This is a genomic window from Cryobacterium sp. N21 (assembly GCF_002929575.1).
Lineage (GTDB): Bacteria > Actinomycetota > Actinomycetes > Actinomycetales > Microbacteriaceae > Cryobacterium > Cryobacterium flavum.
This window is the reverse complement of sequence record NZ_PJJQ01000026.1, coordinates 76,877-99,131: the sequence shown is the minus strand read 5'-3', so window position 1 is coordinate 99,131 and position 22,255 is coordinate 76,877. Positions and strand designations below refer to the sequence as shown.

The following is a 22,255-nucleotide window of genomic DNA, read 5'->3' as shown; positions in this document are numbered from 1 at the left end:
CTTTGAGCCCCTCGTCGGGGCGAGAGTCACTGTCCCGGCACTTCCTGATCCCACAGGTTGCTCAAGTCACTGCCCATCTGAGAGAAGTAACCCTTGCGCAGGTTGCCGGTATCGGCATCAGCGAACTCGTTTTGAATGTCGGTCGAAAGCAGGTCGAGGCTGATTGCCGGGAAACCAGCGATCTCGTTCACGATCATTTCCTGGGCGCCGGGGGTCAAGACGAAGTTGGCGAGCTTGAGCGCACCCTCCTGGCGGGGGCTGGCAGCCGGAACTCCGAGGTAGGCCGCGCTTCCGGTGAAGGACGGGTCAGAGATCTGCGTGTAGTCCACGGACTCGCCAATCGCGCCGTTCTTCTTGCCCGAGATGAACATGTCGGACCAGACCGGCGCCATCGAGATTTCACCGCTTGCCAGCAGGTCCAGCGTCTGCTGGTTGCCGTTGGGGTAGAAACCATTCTGGTAGATGTACGGGTTCAAGCTGCGAAGCGTTTCGAACCCTTCGGTCCACTCGCTTTCCAGTTCTTTTTCGTAGCCGACGGTCATTTTTGCGCGGGCATCGTCAGAGACGTACTTGTCGAGGACCGTCGCGACGAAGGCCGAGCCGGATCCGCCGGACTTCGGGGAGTTGTAGGTGAATTCGCCCGGGTTTGCCTCGATCCACGCCAGCAGCTCGTCGAGGGTCTTCGGAGGTGTCGGGATGGTGGCGGTGTCGTATGCCAGCAGAACGACGGAGCCGCGGTAGGCGATTCCACCAGCGCCACCGGCCTCGACGACGTCTTCGGGAATGTCGTTGAAGGCGGAGATTTCGTCTGCGGTCATCGGCGTCAGCAGCCCAGCCTCGGCGGCCATGGGCACGAATCCGCCGTCAACCAGGTCGAAGCCCGGGTCCTTTTCCTGCTCCGTGGCACTCGTCAGCTTGGCCATGGTCTGGGCATCGTGCTCGCCGTGCAGATCGAGGTTGACAGCGACCGTGTATCCGGGGTTCTCCTCTTCGAAGGCCGGAATCAGGTGGTCTTCCCACAGCGCCTGGATGTTTTCACCGCCACTGATGAGTACCGTGAGGGCCTGGTCGGCTGAATCGCCGGGGCCGGCCAACGATGTTGCTGCGTTGCTTTGCACGCAGCCGGCCAGGGCCATCATGGCAAGTGACGCCGCGGCGGTGGTGGCAAGGAGCCGAGTGGTTTTCATTGCTGTCCATCTGTTAGTAAGGGCGCACCTCAGAGTGAGATCAGAAAGATAATCTGAAATGAAGACAACGAGAACCTATCCCACAGGTAAACGCAGAATGACGCTTAACTAACGCGAAGGTGAACGCAGATCGCTTGGTCTGGCACTCAATGGGCACGCGGACTGCGGCTTTGGACCGCGATGCATCAGCTGAACCCAACCCAGAGAACCGGGCCCAGGGTATAGAGCTTGTTGCGCTTTGCCCTCGGGCTAAACATTGACTAGAAGTATCGACGCTCTTGGATTCAAGTGGTCGTCGCAACAAAGGTCGATTTAGGTATTGAAAAGGAGCTTACTGACGAGTTCTCCAGGGTTTGCCAAGTTGAGGAATTTGCGCGGTCGGTTGTTGAATTCGTGGGTCACTCGTCCCAGCTCCGGCAGGGTCTGCGTGCTGAGATCGGTGCCCTTGGGAAAGTATTGGCGCAGGAGGCCGTTGGTGTTTTCGTTTGATCCTCGCTGCCACGGGCTCGCGCGGTCGCAGAGGTAGACATCCATGTTCGCGTCTTTGCTGAATGACTTGTGGAGCGCCATCTCCACTCCTTGGTCCCAAGTGAGGGAAGTGTGGATGTGGGCGGATAGGGAGCTCAGGGAGGCCAGGAGACCGTCGCGGACGGCCTGGGCACTGTGATTGCCCGGAAAGTGAATGAGAGCAAGAGCGCGTAGTCAATTCGATCAACAAGCGCCGCGACGCCGGAAAAGATCTGGGCAGGCGACCGCGACTCATCACAGACAGTCAAATCCGGAATGCCCGCGGCAGCCCAGACTTCACCGGGCTTAACCAGACCAGCCAATACCCATTACAGAGGCTAGGACCCGACCCCAACGATCCGGCAAGGCACCGACCATCGAACGCGCTGGGTCGAACTGATCGACACGGCAGAAGGCCACCTATAAACCACATCAGATCATTTACAGCCAGCTCAGACCTTCGCACGGAGATAGACGTAAACAGTTTCGCGGCTGATCCCAAACTCACGAGCAAGCACAGACTTCGGCACACCAGCAGCAGCCTTCTCACACAGCTCGGCCGCACGGAACGTGTCGAGTGACGGGGTACGACCCCGGTAAACGCCCCGCTTCTTCGCCAAGGCAATACCCTCGCGTTGACGTTCACGAATCAAAGACCGCTCAAACTCAGCAAACGCCCCCATAACGTTCAAAAGCAGGTTCGCCATCGCATTGTCATCGCCGGTAAAGCACAGCTGCTCTTTCACGAACTCAACCCGGACCCTCTTCGCTGTAAGCCGGCGCACGATCAAGCGAAGGTCATCCAAGTTACGGGCCAGACGGTCCATAGAATGCACGAGAACGGTATCGCCCTCGCGGACGAACTTGATCATCTCCTCCAGCTCGGGCCGGTTCTGATCCTTCCCCGACGCCTTATCCTCAAACACCCGATCGACGTCGACTCCAGCAAGCTGACGGATGGTGTTCTGGTCGAGGGTACTCACTCGCACATATCCAACTCGCTGACCCGTCATGTGACTTTTTCCCTGCTCTGTTAGGTTGAAGTCTAAGACCCGGCCATGAGGGGTGTCTACCAATCAAAAAGCGACCCTATCTTGACAATATTAGATAACGGTGCCTGACGCCTAGTTGGGGTACACGTCCCGGCGAGGGTAAATGTGTATGAGTGTGCATTTCGGAGACATCGGACACACCGCACATTCCCAGATACGTCGGGCGTGTTGAGGCCGCGCATCTCCATGCGCTCACCGGCAACGCATCCCCTCGCCGTGACCGATGCGGGGACGTCGAACCGGTGCTCTCGAGCCGCCACAGCGCACCATGGAGATCGTCGCCAGGAAGGTGCGGGCTACCAGGCAGTCGCGTGCGTCACCACCCACCGCATGCCTCAACTCGCACTTGCTCACACCCACTCACAGATGTTCCGTTACCGCTGCGTTACTGCTGGGTCAATCTCGGCAATGAAAAACCCCCTACTCCCCAGTTGAACACTGGGCTGTAGGGGGTTTTTCGTGGCGGTACCGGTGGGATTTGAACCCACGGTGGAGTCTCCCCCACACGACTTTTCGAGAGTCGCACCTTCGGCCGCTCGGACACGGTACCGCCGTCGATCCTAGTAGAGACTGGGGTCCGACGCGAATCGGCGAACATGCAGCAGACACACGGATGCCGCGGAGTAGCCTCAGTGGGTGCGCGAATCAACCCCGAGCATCCGCCCGTTAATCGCTACCGGTATCGCCGTTGTCGCGACCGGCATTGTGCTTGCCACGACCTGGTTTCGTCGCGACCTCGAACAGCAGAAGGCCATTCTGAACGAAACCCTGCCGGTGCATTCCGCCTGGTGGCGCGACAATGCCAAGCAACCGGGTGAGCTGCTCTACGTCGCGATGGGCGACAGTGCGGCCCAGGGCATCGGTGCCTCCAGCCCGAACAGGAGCTACGTCGGCGTGCTCGCCGATCACGTGCGGCTGGTCACCGGCCAAACCGTGCGTGTTGTGAACCTCAGCGTGTCGGGTGCCACGGTGGCTTTGGCCGTGCGCGACCAGCTTCCCCGCTTCGAAAAGCTTGAGCCCGACCTGGTGACGGTCGCGATCGGTGCCAACGATATCGCCCAGTGGAACCCCACAACCTTCGAAGCGGACATTCGCACCATTTTCGCCGCGCTGCCGCCGCACACCCTCGTCGCCGACCTGCCGTGCTTTCACCTTCCCCACAACGAGGTCAAGGTGGCAGAGGCCAACGAGATCATTCGACGCGTCGCCGACGAACACGAACTGACCGTGGTCCCGCTGCACTCGACCACCAAACGGGCCGGGTTCCGCAGCATCCTGACCCACGTCGCCAAAGACTTGTTTCACCCCAACGACCGCGGCTACCGTTCCTGGGCCGAGGCGTTCCTGCCAGCGATGAGCGCGGATGCCGCGCGGGTGTCAGCGCATCAGGGAGCGGCAGTAACCTAACTCGCTCACTGCTGCGCAGCGACCGAATCGGCGTCCCCCATGGGAGTCTCCAGCTCCCATACCCCCGACAACACAATATTGTCCATCAAGGTGAGCAGTGTGTCAGCCAGGTCAACGTGCGGGCTTGAAAAAGTGATCAGGCACAAGCCGCGATGGTCGGGAAACTCAATCCAGTAGTCAACGATGAGAAGCGGGAGGTCTGGCGTGCCCACGTCGGCCGACGCGCTCGCGACCCTGCTGTGCCTCACGAGTGGGCCCGCCGGGGTGACCGCGCTGAGAAGCTTTGCCTCGGGTGCCAGCCGTTCGCTCAGCCGCTTGGCCATACTGTCGAGATGGGTGCGGCCTCCCTGGGCCGGCCCGAGTTGCTGCCAGTACAACACAACATTCAGCGCGAGTGCCCCGGTAGGGTTGCGCTGCAACAGGTAGGCCATGAATTCGGCTCCGCCGGCAGCCGCACGAATGCAGGTTTCGGTGAGCCAGCGGGCGAGTTCTCGTCGCAACACCGGCGCCGCCGGCAGCCCCTTCAGTTGGCGGTTGACGAGTTGCTTGACACTCGCGTCTCGTGCTGCGGCATCGTCGAGAGCGATCGAAAACCAGTCTCCGGAAAGCGGCAAGTCAAAGCCGGTGACCCGCGACAGGGTCGGGTCTCCATCGCTTCGAAATTCAGACGGGTGCGTATCGCCGGCTACCCAGGCCGCCTCATCATCGCCGGGTTGCGGCTCCAATGCGGCGATCACGTCGGCAACGGAGGCCGACATCGTGTGCGGGCCAGCGGGATCAAACACGACCGCGTTGAGAAAATCGGCATGCTGGATCAGAAACGGTACGAGTGCTGCACCGCGCTGCAGGGCGAACTCGCGGTCGGAAATGTCGCTGATGAATTCTGCGAATGTCTCAGTGGAGGAGAACAGACAGAGGTTGAAACGTGGAGCGCCCGCGGGAGAGTCAGCGGCGGCGAACACCCGGGTCTCGAGCACCCCGACTTTACTTCGCAGCAACGGCACGACGACAAAGTCGAGGCGCAGCGCTCGGCCGATAGCCTCGACATCCTGATTCTCAAGCGCGACGGCCAAATGCGCCGACCCGACCTCGGTCGTGGCAGCAACGACAATGCCGTCCGGCAGATCATCCGTCATGACAATTTCTCCGCATCAATCTCGTCCTTTGACCCTATCCGCACCGTGCACAGCGCCTCGCGTCGGCCAAGCAGCGCGTCCTCGGTCACGTCGACTTCGTTCTCGCGGGCACCAACGGAAAACAACTCGAACCGGTCTTTGATCGCCGTCGGATTGGCGAGCACGAGACTGGCACTTGGCCACCCCGGCGGAGGCTTGAGCGCCGCGAACATGTGAAGGAACGGGGGGTACTCCCGTTTGAGAAGATTAATGGGAAAGACGCCGAATGACCCGCTCAGGTCCTGCGCCCACTGCGCCGCCGCAAAATCGCCCGCATAGGCCGCATCAGTGATCCACGGCGTCTCGGCGCGACGTCCATTGTAGATCTGGTCGGCATCCGCTTGCAGCTTGCCGGCACGGGCTGCGTCGGCGACGAATTCCACCTCGGCGAGCGCGGTCGCCGATCCCCGCCTCATGATTTCGGCACGAGCGTTCGCCGGCGTCTCCGAACCGTCAACGGCGTAAACGGCCGCTGAAACCACCCAGCTCTCAAGATCGGAACGATCGGCCACGGCGCGAGCACGAGCCTGGGCAAACAAGTACGTCGAGGGGAGGCTGGAATCCACGCTGGCGTTGCGCAGAAAGACCCCACGATTCCAGCCACCGATACGAGCGGATGCCTGCAGCCCGCGCGCGACAAAATGGCCCGGCTCCCCCCACACACCCACGTCGTACGAGTACGCCAGCTGCGCAACCGTGCGTCGCCATACGCTCATGGAACAACGAACGGCAGGTCGTTCAGCACCGTAATTTTGCCTTGGGCATCCCACGGGATGCGATACTCGGGCGCACCGCCAAGATTTCCTTCATACGGCAAACCGTGGCGGAGCGTCTGCACTGCCTCCACGTCATCGAGACGCGCGACGACCACACGACTCATACCATTGTCACCGGGAAGGCCCATCTGCATTCGCGGATTGCTTAGCCCCTGCACATCGACCGGGCTCCACGAGCCTCCAGTGGCGTTGGCCTTGCCACCATAGGCACGCCAAATGGTCTGCCCATTCACGGGCGGGGGCACTGGAGTGCGCATGTCACCAGCCCACTGTTTCCAATCGGCAGGACGCAACCGCAAGGACTGCTTGACCGTGATCTGCTGCCCCACCTTCATGGTGACTTTCTCTGCCATGAGCACTCGTCCGACCACTTTCACCGCTGCCCCCATGCCGATGAAGGACAGCGCCACCCCCGCGATGCTGAGTCCGGCCTCTCCCCAACTGCGTTCTCCGGAGGAGGCGAGCACGATATTTCCGATCGCGTTGACCACCGCTGCGAGTCCGGCCACCACGAGAAGCGCCGCGGCCAGCAGCTGGCCTACGACCGGAATCCACGAAACCAGCAGGGCCAGTACGCCCGCGATCGCCGAAACCCAGCCGGCAATGTCCGTGATGACGGCGAGTGCGTCCTTACCCCAGTTGTCCCACCAGCCGTCGTTGAGGTCATCCGAGGATGTGATATTTTCGATGCTGCCGCGTGCAGTCTCAGCGCCCCGGTCACGACTGGTGACGGCGTCATTAATTCGAGTGATGGCCAAGCCGACGCCAGCGGATGCCGACACAGCATCCGTTTCAAACGTCTCGGCAACATTCGTGTACATGAGCGCCTGCACAGGATCGGTGTCATCGGCGGCCAACCGCAAGTAATGACGCTGATGCGCGCTGGATTCGTCTGCCGTATCCCGGGCGATACGAGCGCTTTCCAGCGCGGACTGCGACTCCCGCTGCGCGGATTCCAGCTGGGGCGCATAGTCGAGCAGCGCCTGACCGACGGCTCGGTAGCGCTTCTCGGCCCGCAGAATGTTGTCGGCGACCGTGTTCGCGGTCTCCTGCAGCGCTTCGACCGCCTCCGAGACCACGCTGCCCCCGGCGTCGAGGTTGCGCAAGCGCCGCTCAGCACTCCGGATCGCGTCGGCCACCTCCAGATAGGACAACCCGCCGCTCTGCACGATCCCCGGCTCCCCCGGAACCGGGTCGGAGCCCAAGTTGACCGGTGTCCAGTCGATGGATCTCATTGCGCCACGCTTCCCGTGGACGTCGCCGCCATCGGGGACGGAACTTCAATCGACTTCGCCAGTTGGTTGTCGACGTCCTCAAAGGTGTCCGCGCAGCCAGCCGCGCCTTCTGCGAGAAAAGCAATCGAGTCGACCATCTCGGAGCGACGGTCGTCCCATCCGTGAGCAAAATCCGTCACAGCCTCGGCCAGCCCGGAATGCCCAACGGCCGCCGCAATCGTGTCACTTCGCGTGTTCGCATTGTTGAATTCCTGCGCGACAATGGTCAATTCGTCACTCAGTCCCCTCAAAGACTGTGTGCTGACACATAGGTCGGCCATTGTTCCTCTTTCTCCCCACTGCTGGTTCGTTCTGTTCAGGATACGACCGGGTCTGACGTTCTGCGACCGCAACGGCCGGTTCAGGCAGCCGATTGCCGCCGCAGAGCCGACTGTCGGTGGCCCCGGCTAGGCTCGAAACATGGCAAAATCCGTCTCTTCTTTCCGCTGCTCCGAGTGCGGCTGGACGACCCTGAAATGGGCGGGCCGTTGCGGCGAATGCCAGCAGTGGGGCACCGTCGTCGATGCCGGCCAGACAGCCGGCATCACCCGCAAGCTCAAGGCCATCACGCTCGTCGGCGATGGCATCGCCCGCCCGATCACCCACGTCGAAACGGATGCCGCCGCTCACTGGCCGACGGGCATTAATGAATTCGACCGTGTGCTCGGCGGCGGCATCGTGCCCGGCTCGGTGATTCTGCTCAGTGGGGAGCCTGGCGTCGGCAAGTCCACGCTGCTGCTCGAGGTCGCGTCTAAGGCGGCCGCAGCGAAGAGCCGCGTGCTCTACGTCAGCGCCGAAGAGTCGGTGAGCCAGGTTCGGCTGCGCGCCGAACGCACCAACGCACTCGAACCCGAACTCTATATCGCCGCCGAAACCGATCTCGGAGTCATCCTCGGGCAGATCGATGCTGTCAAGCCCGACCTCATCATCATTGACTCCGTGCAGACCGTGTCGAGTGCGCTCTCCGACGGGTCGCCGGGTATGCCCAGCCAGGTGCGGGAGGTGGCATCCACTCTGATTCGGGTCGCCAAGGATCGCGGCCTGCCGGTGCTGCTCGTCGGTCACGTCACCAAAGACGGCTCGATCGCCGGTCCGCGGGTGCTCGAGCACCTGGTCGACGTGGTGTGTCAGTTCGAGGGCGACCGGCAGACCTCGCTGCGGTTCATTCGCGCTCTGAAGAACCGGTTCGGGCCTACCGACGAGGTCGGCTGCTTCGAGATGACCGGCGACGGCATCGCCGAAGTGCCCGACCCGAGCGGGCTGTTCCTGAGCCGGGCCACCGAACCGGTCGACGGCACGTGTGTAACCGTCGCGTTGGAAGGCCGTCGGGCGATGCCGGTCGAGGTGCAGGCGCTCGTCACCGACACCCAGGCACCGAATCCCCGCCGGGTCACGAGCGGCGTGGACTCCGCCCGCGTGGCTATGCTGCTCGCGGTTTTGCAGGAGCGCGCGGGAATGAACCTCTCCACCAAAGATGTATACGTGTCGACGGTCGGTGGCATCCGTCTGAGTGAGCCGGCCGCCGACCTGGCCATCGCGCTGGCTATCGCGTCCGCGTTCACCGGGCTGGCCGTGGCACACAATGTGGTCGCCTTCGGCGAGATCAGCCTGGCCGGCGAGGTACGCGGAGCACTCATGTCGAAGCAGCGAGTTAACGAGGCCGTTCGCCTCGGGTTCACCACCCAGATCGACGCCGCCTGTGGGTCGATCCACGCGGCGGTCGCCCTGGCACTCGGCACCACCCGCAAACCGCGCGACGCCGAACTCGATCGGGCGTTCTAGCCCCGGCCGCCCCCGGGCTCGATTGTTCCGTCGGGCGCACCCGGTGCGCGATTCAGTTAGTCGGCGTCGCTGTGGCCGAGCTCAGGGCTCAGGGCGTTCAGCAGGTCGGCCGGGGCGGCCTGCATCACGTTGGGTCCGGCAATGTCGAAGAAGACCATCTCCAGCGTCGCGGCGTGCACGGTGAGAAACTCCCGCAACCACTGGCCGTCGCACACCATGACCTGCGGGTCCACGTCGTCGGGAACCACTCGCAGGTAGTTCTCCGCGGCGGAGAAGAGCAGCAGCATCCGCTTGTCTGAGCCTTCGCGGCCGAACACGCGCACCTGGGCCGCCTCGCCGTTGACCACGAGTTGCGGCACGATCATGTAGTCGTTGCGCAACGCATATGCGACGGCGACGACGTCCTGCGCTGCCAGTGCGGCGGCGAGCGCCTCGGAACGGGTGTTGGCAGTCGTATCGGTCACACATTCATTCAATCAGGCGAAGCTCCAGACGCCCAGCTGGCAGCGCACGCCACGAGCGAACGGATGCCCGCTCGCCCCCGCGGCGCGCAAACCGGACCCCGTGTGCGGGAGCTAAACCGTGCGCGCGGGCTAAATCAAAAAATCATCCGGGTGCCGAAGCAGCCGTCCCACAGGTACGGCGGTCCTGATTGCTCCCGCGACCGGATCCCCTGAATTAGCCACCGAGCCGTGTGCCAGCCGGTCGACCGACAGGCCCTAGTTTAGGATCATCAAGGCCGGGTCGGCCGCCTCGATGCCTTCCACGGTCACGTGCAGGTAATACGAGGCTCCGCCGGCCGGAACCGCGGTGCGGGTTTCGGCTTGACAGGTATCGACGGCCGAGCGGGTGCGATCCCAGGTGATCGGTGTTGCCAGCGGCATGACCACACCGGGCTTGAGGGTGACCTGGGCGTCGATCGGGTTGGTCTGGCAGTCGGTGGAGGTCCAGTAGACGTCCTGCCCGCTCATCACGGTGAACACCTGCTTGGCGTTGCCGGCGTTGATCACACAGTCGGTGGTTCCAATGTTGGTCAGGCTCAGCGACAGCTGCGGCAGGACTCCAACTGCATAGTTGGTCGCGTCCGTGACGGCCGCAACCTGCACATCGGACGGGTCGCAGGCCGCGCCGTCGACGGCGGTGGCTACCTCGGGGATGGTGGTGGCGGCATCCGTCGGCGCCGCCGACTCGGTCGTGTCGGCCGCGGGCGTTTTCGGGGAGTCCCCGTCGCCCTTGCTCACGCCCGGTTGCACGATGATGAGAAACAGAATGACGAGCACGGCGAGCAGGCCGAGCCCCACTACGAAACGCCGGCGCCGGTACACCTTGCTGGACTGGCGGCCGACCGGTTGCTTGATCGTCGACATGCCCCAAGGTTATTGAAGTTCAGCGGCAGAACTCGGTAATGGTGTGCGTGTCGGCGGTAATTGCTGCCGGAAAGACCCGCTCGCAATCGAAAGACTGCGAACGGGCACTCCGGTGCCCTCTGTTTAGTGGTGCCCGTGTTTGGGCGGTTTCGGTGCTTTCTTGGCCTTGTCGACCTTCACATCGGTCCAGCCGATCACCTCACCGTCCGCGTTCTGTGCGGACACTGTGTATTTGCCGTTCTTGAGGTTGTCTGCGAGCGTGACGCTCACGGTACCCTCGGCGCTCACGAGCAGCCAGCTGCCCAGGTCGTCGGTTTTCTTCTTGGAGTAGGCCCACACCGACACGTACTCACCCGCGTGTTTGACACCAACCTCAATAACTACCGTGTCACCAGCCCGATAGGCCTTCTTGTCAGTGTCGATCACGTTCTTGAGCTTCTTGGTGAGCTCCTTCTCACCAGCCGCGGTAGGCGCATCGCCCGGTTCGGCGGTCACGGAAACCGCCACGGCGAGCCGCACGATCGTGCCCGACTCCGCTGCGGTCATCTCGAGCATGCTGTTCTCCACCGCATCCGCCGGCACCGTGACGCTGACGGTGGCCGTACCCGTCGAATCAACGGATGCCGTCCCCACGTCGGTGCCCGACCAGCGCAGCGCGAGCTGCGTGTTCTTCGGAGCGCCAAGCGAGGTGAGGTTGAGGCGGCCGACCGTGAAAGTGACCGAGTCACCCGGGTCGACTGCCGCCGTGGGGGCACCGGTGATCGAGGCCTGGTTTGCCTTGAACGACGGCGACAGTGGGCTGTTCGTCTGGATGTAGGAGATCCAGGCGTCCCGGTCGACGAGACCGGAGTCCCGGGTATCGGTGCCGTTCAGGAACTCGCGGAAGTTGTCGCCGCCGGTGAGCAGAAAGTTGAACGAACCGATGCGATATGACTGCGCAGGGTCGATCGGGGTGCCATCGATCCAGACGCCTGTCACGCGGTCGCCAGCGCCACGGTCGGCGTCGAACGTGTAGTTTACGTTGTCGCTCAGGCCGAGCTGCAGGAACGGACGACTCGGAATCGTGCCGTCGGCGTTGGTCTGCCACTGCTGCTCGAGAACGGTTTTGAACTGCGCGCCCGTGAGGCTCGTGGTCCAGAGATTGTTTAGGAACGGCAGTACTGCATTTGCCTCGGCGTAGGTCACGACACCGTCGGGATCAAGAGACAGGTCAGCACGCATCCCCCCGGGGTTAACGATGCCAATCTCGGCGCCGCCGATGGTGGAGTCGGCCAGGGAGGCGCGCAGCGAGTTTGCCACGAGCGTGCCCATGGTAGAGGGAGCCATGCGGTCTTCGGCGCACGGCGCAACTCCGCCCGTGCAGGCCCGAGTGATGTCAGCGGTGACCGAACCGACGGGCACGTTGCCCTGGACCGCGGCCTCGGCCAGCGCGGCGTTCGTGATCGTCTGAACCTCGGCAGCGCGCGGGTACGCGGCCACGAGGTCGGCGTCGGGTGTGGTGGAGCGGGCCACGTTCCGGTTCTTGACCGTGGTCGTATCCCCGGTGGCGATGTCGTAGCTGAGCACGACCTGGCCGATGTTCTCTCCGTAACTGCCAGTCTGCAGCACCGGGCGCGTCACGCCGTCAGCTGCCCCGGGAACCTGTGCGTCCCACGCGTACTGCTTGTGCGTGTGCCCGGTGAAGATCGCGTCGACCTCTGCCGAGGTGTCATTCACGATTGCGGCGAAGGCGCCGCCTTCGGTGAGCTCCTGCTCGAGCGTGGCACCATCGGGAATCCCCGCGCCGGCACCCTCGTGGTACTCGGCGATGAGAACATCCGCTTCACCGTTCGACGGGTCGCCGTCGGTGAGCTGGGCGGCCACGCGGTTGACCGCGGCGACCGGGTCACCGAAGCTGAGGCTGGCGATGCCGTTGGGCGAGACAAGCGCCGGGGTCTCTTCCGTCACGGCACCGATAACGCCGACCTGCACGCCGGCCACGTCGATGATGGTGTACTCCCGCATGGCTGGAGTTTCAGTGCCCGCGTTGTAGACGTTGGCACCGAGGTAGTCGAAGTTCGCCGTGTCGGCCACTCGACCGCTGAGGTCGCTAAACCCCTGGTCGAACTCGTGGTTTCCCACACCAGAGGCCGCGAGGTTGAGTGCGTTCAGCACATCGATCGTGGGCTGGTCGTTCTGCGAGGCCGAGGCGAACAGCGAGGCGCCGATGTTGTCGCCGTCCGAGAGGAACAGCGAGTTGGCGTCGCCATATTCCGCCCGGAGCTGCTCAATGGTTCCGGCAAACTTGACGGTATTGGCGTCGATGCGTCCGTGGAAGTCATTGACGTTGAGCAGGTTGAGCTCAACAGCGGTGGGCGTGGCGAGGTTTAGTCCGAGCACGACCGGGTCGTGATCCGACGAGCGGAACGCGTCGGCGACGTAGAAGTCGGTGACGTTGTTGTTGTACCTGCTGTACTCCAGCGCGACCGATTCCACCGAGTTGATGTTCCAGACGTCGACGGCGTTGACCGTGACAGCTGCTTCGGGCGAGGCGAAGACGTGGTCGAGTGAGCCGACAGTGCCGCCGAAGGCGTACGTATACTCTCCGCTCTTGTCGCCCTGGTTGATGTAACCGGCGTCAAGTAGCACCCGAATCGGGTCTTCGAGGTCGTAGGCGTTGAAATCGCCGGTGAGAAAGACCCGATCGATGCCGGAATCGGCCTTGACCTGGTCAGCGAAGGCTACGAGCGCGTTGGCCTGCTCGATGCGGGTCGGGTTGGATGCTCCCTGACCGTCACCCTGATCGGCGTCGTCACCGGTGCCTGATCCCTTCGACTTGAAGTGGTTCACGATGGCGAGAAAGCTCGACTCGTCGTCCCCGACCAGCTGGAATGCCTGGGCGAGTGGTTCACGTGCGCGGCCATTGAAGGCGACGGATTCGGTGAGGATGACCGACTCCCCCACCGTTTCAACAGCGGCGGGCTTGTAGATGAAGGCGGTGCGAATCACGTCCTCGCTGGCCGGAAGCGCGGCCGGCGAGGCCACGAACGCCCAGACGTCATTGCCGGAAGCCGCGTTGAGCGCTGCGGTCAGGTTGGCGGGGGCGTCGTCGCGGTCCTTGCCGAACGCGGCCGAGTTCTCGATCTCCTCGAGAGAGACCACGTCGGCATCGAGGGCATTGATCGCCGAGACGATCTTGGCCTGCTGGCGTTCGAAACTGAGCTGGGTGGCGGCGCCGCGGGCGTCACATCCGCTGCTCACCGTGGTCGGAACGCCGGCCCGGTCGTTGTAAAATCGGCAACCGTCGAGCGAGTCCCCCGTGGTCGAGAAGTAGTTCAGCACGTTGAAACTCGCCAAGCGGATGTCGCCGCCCACGTTCTCCGGCGCGCTCGTGCGGGTGTCGGCGAAGGTCACCGGCTGTACGGTAGCTGCATTGGACGATACGAGGGCTGTCACCGGCTGGAACTTCCAAGCGTCGTTGCGAAAGTCGAAGATGACCGGCGAGAGGAAGGAGACCGCGGCGCCGATGCGCACCGGTGCACTGGTCGACAGGTACGGAACCGGGCTGCCCTGGTTCGCTGCGGCCAGGTAGTTCGTCGTGGCGCCGTCGTCGAGGGTGACTGCTCGGCCGGCATTCTCGGCGAGGGCCGACTGATACTCGGCGGAGCCGGGCAGGGCCGTGACGCTCGGGTTCACTAGTGGGGTCGTTCCAGCGGCGAGGCCAATTTCGGCGTATTGGTTGGTCGTGTAGTTGTTGGTGACGGTGAAGTCGCCCTGCGGGGCGAGCAGCATACCCTCGAGGGTTTCGCGCTGTTCTGCGCCGGTCGGCAGCGCCACAGTGACCGGGGTCGGGGCGACCACGTTTGTGGTGGAGAGCTGAGTGACGTCGTCGACGGTGCCGAAGGTGACCTCGGTCATGCCGAAGAATTCCACGACGGTGCCGACGACCTGAACGTGGTCGCCGATCTTCACGTCGGCGGTCGCCGTGCTGGAGTAGGCGAACACGCCGTGCGAGGCAGTGTGGCTGGCGAAGTCCAGTTCGCCGCCGGTCGCTGCGGTTTGCAGGTAGAACCCGTCGAAGCCGCCGGTCGGGTAGGCGGCCGTAACGACACCCGAGGTCTTGACGACGGTTCCGGCGAGCGGGCTCGTGTCGGTCGTTCCCTGGATCGCGTCGATCGCGGTCAGTTCGTCGGGCGCCGGGGTCGGGTCGGGGTCCGGCTCGGGTTCGACCGGTGTGCCAGTGTCGCCGGCGGCGTTCGTGGGCGTCGGGGCCGACGCGGTGAAGTCGGCGGCATTGACGTCCGTATCGACAGATCCAGTGCGGTTCACCGATGTGGTGACGGATGCCGCGGTGGCGGCCGTTCCTTCAAAAGTGTTCGAGCTGCCGTAGCCGATCAGGTCGAGGATCTCGGTCTGGCCGGTCAGTGAGCCGGTGGCCGGAGCCGTCAGTGCCGTCGACTGGCTGGCGAAGAAGATCGTGCCAGAGCCGGCGGCAAAGGAGGTGCCGAAGGCGGCATCCGCTGTGGGCAGGGTTGCGCCGTTTGCCGCATTCGAGCTGCCCTGCACGAGGTAATAACCACCGGCAGCAATAGTGCCGGTCAGGGCGACGACCCCGGTGGGGTTCGACGTGCCGCTGGCCGAGCGGTACTGAATGGAGGTGCCGTCGAGCGACACGTCGGCGTCGCTGGGGTTGTAGAGCTCGACGAACTTATTCAGGTAGGTCGCGCCCGAGCTGCCGCCGTTCAGGTACGCCTCGTTGATGACGACTCCGGTGCCGGCGGTGTTGGCGCTGGCCGGCATAGCGATGAGCGGAGCGGCCGCAAGGCTCACCCCAAGTAGTGTGGCGAAAACCAGCCTGGTACGGCGATGATCGGCGGATGACATGGATCTCCTCATTCATAGAATGATGCGTGTGTCATTGCGCCCGGGGTCGTGCTTATCGGAAGTTCCCCCGGCCCACGGTTGGCAGGTGCAATAGTTCGCAGCCTAGCGACGGCCCGTGTCCGGGGGGTGAACTCCGCGTATTTTGCTCCTATGAGCAGCGCTTCAAGCCGTGATCGGGCCGATTGCGCCGACATTCGCTAGTTCAAGCGCTTCACCATGCGGGTGTTGCCGAGCGTGTTCGGCTTCACTCGGGCCAGGTCGAGAAACTCCGCGACGCCCTCATCGGGCGAGCGCACGAGCTCGGCATAGACGGCCGGATCGACGGTCTCGGTGCCCATGTCACTGAACCCGTTGCGGGTAAAGAAACCCACCTCGAAGGTGAGGCAGAACAGGCGGCTGAGGCCGAGGTCGCGGGCATCCGCTTCGAGGCGCTGCATCATGGTGTAGCCGACCCCGGCTCCGAGCCACTCGGCGTCGACGGCGAGAGTGCGCACTTCGCCGAGGTCCTCCCACATGACGTGCAGTGCGCCGCAGCCGATCAGTGTGCCGGACGAGTCAACGGCCACCCGAAATTCCTGCACGGCCTCATAGAACACGACTCGGTCCTTGCCGAGCAGAATGCGCTGCTGCACGAGCGGTTCGACAAGCGCTTCGATGCCGGGCACGTCGCTGGTGCGAGCACGGCGCACCGTGTATCTCGTTTCCAATTTCACTCCCCTAGTCTATTGACCGCCCCACCACCCCCGTTTCTCCCGCGAGAGCGCAAAAAGTGCCCTAATGGACGTCCATTGGGGCACTTTTTGCGCTCTCGCGAGCAGGTAGAACTAGTCGCTCGTGATGGCCAGGTCGGGAGTGGCCGGACCGGTCCCCACTGCGGCGGCCGTGTTCACTCCGACGCCGACCGGGTCAACCCGGGTCGTTGTGGTGAAGATGTACTCGCCGTTGACGTAGTCCACGTGCACGTGATCGCCAGCGTTGAGCTCGCCCTGCAGAATTTTCTCCGACAGGCGGTCCTCCACCTCGCGCTGAATCGCGCGACGCAGCGGGCGAGCACCGAGCGTCGGGTCGAAACCGACCTCGATCAGGTGTTCCTTCGCCGGAACGGTGACCTCGACGGTCATGTCCCTGTCGAGCAGACGCACGCCGAGGCGCTTGATGAACAGGTCGACGATCTGCAGCAGCTCGGGCTTGGTCAGCTGCGGGAACACGATGATCTCGTCCACGCGGTTGAGGAACTCGGGCTTGAAGTGCTTCTTCAGCTCGTCTTTCACCTTGCCGGCCATGCGCTCGTACCCGGTCGTGCTGTCCCCTTCCAGCTGGAAGCCGACCGGTCCGCCCGAGATGTCCTTGGTACCAAGGTTGGTGGTCATGATGATGACGGTGTTCTTGAAGTCGACGACGCGACCCTGACCATCCGTCAACCGGCCCTCTTCCAGAATCTGGAGCAGGGAGTTGAAGATGTCGGGGTGGGCCTTCTCGATCTCGTCGAACAGCACCACGGAGAACGGCTTGCGCCGCACCTTCTCGGTGAGCTGGCCGCCCTCTTCGAAGCCGACGAATCCGGGAGGAGCACCGAACAGGCGCGACACGGTGTGCTTCTCGCCGTACTCACTCATGTCGAGCGAGATCATGGCGGCCTCGTCGTCGAACAAAAACTCGGCGAGCGCCTTGGCCAGCTCGGTCTTGCCGACGCCGGTGGGGCCGGCGAAGACGAAGGAACCGGAGGGACGCTTCGGGTCCTTCAGGCCGGCACGGGTGCGTCGGATGGTCTTGGCGAGGGCCGAGATGGCCTCTTCCTGACCGATGACGCGCTGGTGCAGTGCCTTCTCCATGAAGACGAGCCGCGAGGACTCTTCCTCGGTGAGCTTGAACACCGGGATGCCGGTGGCCTGAGCGAGCACTTCGGCGATCAGGCCTTCGTCGACGACCGCGGTGGTCTTGACGTCGCCGGACTTCCACTTCTTCTCGAGGCGCAGACGCTCGCCGAGGAGGTTCTTCTCCTCGTCGCGCAGGCCGGCGGCCTTCTCGAAGTCCTGCTCTTCGATGGCGAGCTCCTTGGCGGCACGCACCACGGCGATCTTCTCGTCGAATTCGCGCAGCTCCGGCGGCGACGACAGGATCGACAGGCGCAGTCGGGCGCCGGCCTCATCGATCAGGTCGATGGCCTTGTCGGGCAGGAACCGGTCGGAGACGTAGCGGTCGGCGAGGTTCGCCGCGGCCACGAGGGCACCGTCGGTGATTGACACCTTGTGGTGCGCTTCGTAGCGGTCACGCAGTCCCTTGAGGATGTTGATGGTGTGCGCCAGCGACGGCTCGTTCACCTGGATCGGCTGGAAGCGGCGCTCGAGGGCGGCATCCTTCTCGAAGTGCTTGCGGTACTCGTCGAGGGTGGTCGCACCGATGGTCTGCAGCTCACCGCGAGCGAGCAACGGCTTCAAAATGGATGCTGCGTCGATGGCGCCCTCGGCGGCTCCCGCACCCACCAGGGTGTGGATCTCGTCGATGAAGACGATGATGTCGCCGCGGGTGCGGATCTCCTTGGTGACCTTCTTCAGGCGCTCTTCGAAGTCACCGCGGTAACGGCTGCCGGCGATGAGCGAACCGAGGTCGAGCGAGTAGAGCTGCTTGTCCTTCAGGGTCTCGGGCACATCACCCTTGACGATGGCCTGGGCGAGGCCCTCGACGACCGCGGTCTTGCCAACGCCGGGCTCACCGATCAGCACAGGGTTGTTCTTGGTGCGACGCGAGAGGATCTGCATGACCCGCTCGATCTCTTTCTCGCGCCCGATGACCGGGTCGAGTTTGTTATCGCGGGCCATCTGGGTGAGGTTGCGACCAAACTGGTCGAGCACCTGGCTGCCGGCCGTGTTGGCCGCCTGCTCGTTGGCACCGACCGCGACCTGCTCCTTGCCCTGGTAACCGGAGAGGAGCTGGATGACCTGCTGGCGCACTCGATTGAGGTCGGCACCGAGCTTCACGAGAACCTGGGCCGCGACGCCCTCGCCCTCGCGAATGAGGCCGAGCAGAATGTGCTCGGTTCCGATGTAGTTGTGGCCGAGCTGCAGCGCTTCGCGCAGGCTCAGCTCGAGAACCTTCTTCGCACGGGGCGTGAAGGGGATGTGGCCGGTGGGCTGCTGCTGCCCCTGGCCGATGATGTCCTGAACCTGCTCGCGCACGGCATCCAGCGAGATGCCGAGGCTCTCGAGGGCCTTCGCGGCGACGCCTTCACCCTCGTGAATCAGCCCGAGCAAAATGTGCTCGGTACCGATGTAGTTGTGGTTGAGCATCTTGGCCTCTTCCTGGGCCAAAACGACGACGCGACGAGCTCGGTCGGTAAATCTCTCAAACATATGATCGCTCCCTTGGCGCCAGGGCAGTTGGTGCCGTTACATCGAGAGTAACCAGCCTGCGCGCCTCGCGGGCGTTTGTTCGCCGTAGGCGTGACTAATGCTGCGGAGCATCATTAGTCACGCCTTGTTTTTATAGGAACAGCGTGACGGATGCTGGGCGCGGCCGCCTATTGCACCGCGGACGTGAGGCGGGCGAGGTTGTCGAGGATGGTGGAGCGCAGCGGCTGCTTGAGCCATTCCTCGAGGGTGAGCTCGCGGCTGTTGCGCCGGTTCTCGTCTTCCATGGCTCGCAGGTTGCGCACGAACGACCGGCCGCGCACCATGAGCGACACCTCCATGTTGAGGCTGAACGAGCGCTGGTCCATGTTGCTGGAGCCGACGACCGCCACCTCGTCATCGATCGTGAAGTGCTTCGCGTGCAGAATATACGGCGCCTTGTACATGTAGATGTGCACGCCAGCGGTCAATAGCTCCTCGTAGTAGGAGCGCTGTGCGTGATACACCACGGCCTGGTCGCCGATCTCCGACACGAACAGTTCCACGTGCAGCCCCCGCTGCACGGCGGTCGTGATGGCATACATGATGGATTCGTCTGGCACGAAATACGGGCTCGTGATGATGATGCGATCCTGCGCGTAATAGAGCAGCGCGAGGAACAGGCGCAGATTGTTTTCGCCCTTGAACCCGGGGCCGCTCGGCACGACCTGGCAGTCGAGAGCATCCGTTACCGGTCTCGGATGCACCGGCTCGATGTCGCGGGTGAGCAGTTCGTTGGTTTCGCTGTACCAGTCGGTGATGAAGATGGCGTTGAGTCCCGACACGATCGGGCCCTCCAGCCGCGTCATGAAGTCTTTCCACATCAATCCGCGACGAATGTTTTTGCGCATGTTGTAGGTGCGGTCGATGATGTTCTGCGACCCCATGAATCCGACCAGGCCGTCGACGATGAGCAGCTTGCGATGGTTGCGCAGGTCGGGCCGCTGCCATTTGCCCTTGAACGGCTGCACCGGCAGCATCAACTGCCACGGAATACCGGCATCCGTCAGCCGTTTCTTGGTCTGGCGAAAGCCGGGCTTACGCATCGACTGAATGTGGTCCAGGAGCACCCGCACGCTGACGCCGCGTTTGTGCGCGTTTTCGAGGGCGTCGAAGAAGGGCGCGGTGGTGTGATCGAGCGAGAGGATATAAAACTCGACGTGCACATATTTCTTGGCCAGGTTGATGTCGGCGATCATGGTGTCGAAGGCCACCTGGTATTCGTTGATCAGGCTGGCCGTGTTGTCGCCGACGAGCGGCATCGCCCCGAGGTTGCGGTTGAGTTCGACGACCGATTCGAGCCAGCTCGGCCACGGATGCTCGCGGCTCACCAGTTCCATACCCTCGGTGCTGTCGAGGATGAACTTGTTGATTTCATCCTGCATCAGGCGGCGCTTCTTCGGCAGGGTGCGGTAGCCGATCATCAGAAAGAGCAGCACACCGAGGTACGGAATGAAGAAGATGGTCAGCAGCCAGGCCATGCCCGACATCGGGCGGCGATTGCGCGGGACCACGATGATGGCCACCACGCGAACGGAGAAGTCGGCGATCAGGGCCAGCAGAACGGTGATGGTCAGGCCGTCGATGCCGAACATTGGTACTTAGGTGGCCGGTTTGTCGAGACCGAGCCTGGCGCGTTCTTCGGCTTCGATTTGGGCGTACACCTTGCGTTCGGTACGGTCGGCGCGCAGGATCGAGCGCATCAGCATCCAGAAGACCAGGCCGAGCGCAATGGTGGGTACGACCGAAAAGAGCGCGTTACCCCAGAAGTTCTCAATCACACCCCCAGACTACGCGCAAAGGCGCCCTACTTGCTGAGCAGGCCGAACATGCCGGTGCCCAGGTAATACACCCCGACACCGCCGACGATCACCCAGAGCGCGATGCGGTTCATCGACAGCTTGCGCCCACCCTTGTCCGGCTTCAACTCGTCGTCGGGCAGATAGTTCATTACTTCACCAGTGGAAAGAGAATTGTTTCGCGAATGCCGAGCCCGGTCAGGGCCATCAGCATACGGTCGATGCCCATGCCCATGCCACCGGTCGGCGGCATGCCGTATTCGAGTGCGCGCAGAAATTCTTCGTCAAGGCGCATAGCCTCCGGGTCGCCGCCGGCGGCGAGGCTGGCCTGTTCGATGAAGCGTTCGCGCTGCACGACCGGGTCGACGAGCTCGGAGTAGCCGGTGGCCAGTTCGAAGCCGCGCACGTAGAGGTCCCACTTCTCGACGACGCCGGCCACCGAACGATGTCCACGCACAAGGGGGCTGGTGTCGATCGGAAAGTCCATAACGAAGGTGGGGCGCACGAGTGAACCCTTGACGAAGTGCTCCCACAGTTCCTCGACGTACTTGCCGTGGATGGGGTGGTCGATCTCGATGCCCTCGCGCGCGGCGAGCGCAACGAGGTCGGCGAGCGGTGTCGCTGGCGTGATAGTGATTCCTGCGGCCACCGACAGGCTGTCGTACATGCCGATGCGGTCCCAGTCGCCGCCGAGGTCGAACAGGGTACCGTCGGCCCAGGTCACCACGTATGATCCGGCGATAGCAAACGCGGCATCCTGAATAAGCTTCTGGGTGAGGTCGGCGATGGAGTTGTAGTCGCCGTAGGCCTCATAGGCCTCGAGCATCGCGAACTCGGGTGAGTGGGTCGAGTCCGCGCCCTCGTTGCGAAAGTTGCGGTTGATCTCGTAGACGCGGTCGATGCCGCCAACCACAGCCCGCTTCAGGAACAGCTCGGGTGCGATACGCAGGAACAGCTCGGTGTCGAAGGCGTTGCTGTGGGTTTGGAACGGGCGAGCGGATGCCCCGCCATGCATCGTCTGCAGCATCGGGGTTTCGATCTCGATGAAGCCTCGGTCGGTGAAGGTGCGACGCAGGCTTGCGACAGCTTTGGAGCGCGAGAGCACGTTGGTACGGGCCTGCTCGCGGCTGATCAGGTCGAGGTAGCGACTGCGCACCCGGGTCTCTTCGCTGAGCTCACTGTGCAGGTTGGGCAGCGGCAGCAGCGCCTTCGAAGCGACCCGCCAGTCGGTCACCATGATCGACAGCTCGCCGCGGCGGCTCGAGATGACCTCTCCGGTAACGAACAGGTGGTCGCCGAGGTCGACCAGCTCCTTCCAGGCAGCGAGGGACTCGTCGCCGACGGCGGCGAGGGAGACCATGGCCTGGATCCGGGTGCCGTCACCCGACTGCAGGGTCGCGAAGCATAGCTTGCCGGTGTTGCGCAGGTGCACGATGCGGCCGGCCAGTCCCACGGTGACGCCGGTGACGGCATCCGCTTCGAGGTCGCCGAATTCGGCGCGCACGGCCGGAATTGTGTGGGTAACCGGAACCGAAACCGGGTACGCGCCGCCGGCCGGGCTCGCGGCGGCAGCGTTCAGGCGGTCGCGTTTGCCGAGGCGCACGGCCTTCTGCTCGTTCATCTCCGCGTCGGAGAAGCCCTCGTCGTCGGTCGCGGCGGGCGTGGGATTCTGGCTCATAT

Annotated in this window: 18 protein-coding genes and 1 tRNA gene; 2 read left to right on the top strand and 17 right to left on the bottom strand. The window is 63.4% G+C overall.

Annotation, left to right across the window (positions count from 1 at the left end; genetic code table 11):
• Positions 1–26: 26 nt before the first annotated feature.
• The 4 genes from CXY77_RS03570 to CXY77_RS03560 all read right to left on the bottom strand — a co-directional run bounded on the left by CXY77_RS03570 (position 27) and on the right by CXY77_RS03560 (position 3,296).
• Complete coding sequence (locus CXY77_RS03570; RefSeq protein ID WP_092341796.1) at positions 27–1,187, bottom strand: extracellular solute-binding protein; 1,161 nt, start codon at positions 1,185–1,187, stop codon at positions 27–29.
• 312 nt (positions 1,188–1,499) lie between these two features.
• Positions 1,500–1,871, bottom strand: a complete 372-nt coding sequence (locus CXY77_RS19855) for an IS30 family transposase (protein WP_134505215.1) — start codon at positions 1,869–1,871, stop codon at positions 1,500–1,502.
• Between the two features lie 275 nt (positions 1,872–2,146).
• A complete protein-coding gene (locus CXY77_RS03565; RefSeq protein WP_092341794.1) occupies positions 2,147–2,707 on the bottom strand; it encodes a recombinase family protein in 561 nt (186 codons plus the stop codon).
• A gap of 499 nt (positions 2,708–3,206) precedes the next feature.
• Positions 3,207–3,296, bottom strand: a tRNA-Ser gene (locus tag CXY77_RS03560).
• A gap of 86 nt (positions 3,297–3,382) precedes the next feature.
• Here CXY77_RS03560 and CXY77_RS03555 point away from each other — a divergent pair.
• Positions 3,383–4,153 carry an SGNH/GDSL hydrolase family protein gene (locus CXY77_RS03555; RefSeq protein ID WP_233197199.1) on the top strand — a complete coding sequence of 257 codons (771 nt, stop codon included), beginning with the start codon at positions 3,383–3,385 and terminating at the stop codon, positions 4,151–4,153.
• Between the two features lie 5 nt (positions 4,154–4,158).
• Here the strand turns inward: CXY77_RS03555 and CXY77_RS03550 are convergent, their stop codons facing one another.
• From CXY77_RS03550 to CXY77_RS03535, 4 genes are read right to left on the bottom strand one after another with little or no spacing between them, the layout of a single operon-like run.
• Entirely contained in the window at positions 4,159–5,289 is a 1,131-nt protein-coding gene (locus CXY77_RS03550; RefSeq protein ID WP_104129712.1) for a hypothetical protein, read from the bottom strand.
• Positions 5,286–6,044: a hypothetical protein gene (locus CXY77_RS03545; protein WP_104129711.1), complete on the bottom strand. Its 759-nt coding sequence runs from the start codon at positions 6,042–6,044 to the stop codon at positions 5,286–5,288. Before CXY77_RS03545 ends, CXY77_RS03550 begins: the two co-directional genes overlap by 4 nt.
• On the bottom strand, positions 6,041–7,339 hold the full coding sequence (locus CXY77_RS03540) for a putative T7SS-secreted protein (RefSeq protein ID WP_104129710.1): 1,299 nt from the start codon (positions 7,337–7,339) through the stop codon (positions 6,041–6,043). Before CXY77_RS03540 ends, CXY77_RS03545 begins: the two co-directional genes overlap by 4 nt.
• Entirely contained in the window at positions 7,336–7,608 is a 273-nt protein-coding gene (locus tag CXY77_RS03535) for a hypothetical protein (RefSeq protein ID WP_198412748.1), read from the bottom strand. The genes CXY77_RS03540 and CXY77_RS03535 overlap by 4 nt, the downstream gene beginning before the upstream one ends.
• Before the next feature lie 190 nt (positions 7,609–7,798).
• On the opposite strand from CXY77_RS03535, the gene radA reads away from it, so the two are divergent.
• The gene (gene radA / locus CXY77_RS03530) at positions 7,799–9,160 is read left to right on the top strand and encodes a DNA repair protein RadA (protein ID WP_092341789.1); all 1,362 of its coding nucleotides are present in this window, start codon (positions 7,799–7,801) and stop codon (positions 9,158–9,160) included.
• 56 nt (positions 9,161–9,216) lie between these two features.
• Here the strand turns inward: radA and CXY77_RS03525 are convergent, their stop codons facing one another.
• The 9 genes from CXY77_RS03525 to lysS all read right to left on the bottom strand — a co-directional run bounded on the left by CXY77_RS03525 (position 9,217) and on the right by lysS (position 22,253).
• A complete protein-coding gene (locus CXY77_RS03525; RefSeq protein ID WP_233197198.1) occupies positions 9,217–9,624 on the bottom strand; it encodes a dehydrogenase in 408 nt (135 codons plus the stop codon).
• A 255-nt stretch (positions 9,625–9,879) separates the two neighbouring features.
• On the bottom strand, positions 9,880–10,527 hold the full coding sequence (locus CXY77_RS03520; RefSeq protein ID WP_104129709.1) for a hypothetical protein: 648 nt from the start codon (positions 10,525–10,527) through the stop codon (positions 9,880–9,882).
• 123 nt (positions 10,528–10,650) lie between these two features.
• Positions 10,651–15,390 carry an ExeM/NucH family extracellular endonuclease gene (locus CXY77_RS03515; protein ID WP_104129708.1) on the bottom strand — a complete coding sequence of 1,580 codons (4,740 nt, stop codon included), beginning with the start codon at positions 15,388–15,390 and terminating at the stop codon, positions 10,651–10,653.
• Between the two features lie 197 nt (positions 15,391–15,587).
• Complete coding sequence (locus CXY77_RS03510; RefSeq protein ID WP_092341785.1) at positions 15,588–16,103, bottom strand: amino-acid N-acetyltransferase; 516 nt, start codon at positions 16,101–16,103, stop codon at positions 15,588–15,590.
• Between the two features lie 111 nt (positions 16,104–16,214).
• A complete protein-coding gene (locus CXY77_RS03505) occupies positions 16,215–18,740 on the bottom strand; it encodes an ATP-dependent Clp protease ATP-binding subunit (protein ID WP_092341784.1) in 2,526 nt (841 codons plus the stop codon).
• 167 nt (positions 18,741–18,907) lie between these two features.
• Complete coding sequence (gene cls / locus CXY77_RS03500; RefSeq protein WP_092341783.1) at positions 18,908–20,371, bottom strand: cardiolipin synthase; 1,464 nt, start codon at positions 20,369–20,371, stop codon at positions 18,908–18,910.
• Between the two features lie 6 nt (positions 20,372–20,377).
• Entirely contained in the window at positions 20,378–20,557 is a 180-nt protein-coding gene (locus tag CXY77_RS03495) for a hypothetical protein (RefSeq protein ID WP_092341782.1), read from the bottom strand.
• Positions 20,558–20,583: 26 nt separating this feature from the next.
• Positions 20,584–20,727, bottom strand: coding sequence for a hypothetical protein (locus tag CXY77_RS20075; protein ID WP_158252770.1), 144 nt, complete (start codon positions 20,725–20,727; stop codon positions 20,584–20,586).
• Complete coding sequence (lysS, locus tag CXY77_RS03490; RefSeq protein ID WP_104087746.1) at positions 20,727–22,253, bottom strand: lysine--tRNA ligase; 1,527 nt, start codon at positions 22,251–22,253, stop codon at positions 20,727–20,729. The genes CXY77_RS20075 and lysS overlap by 1 nt, the downstream gene beginning before the upstream one ends.
• Positions 22,254–22,255 lie beyond the last annotated feature (2 nt).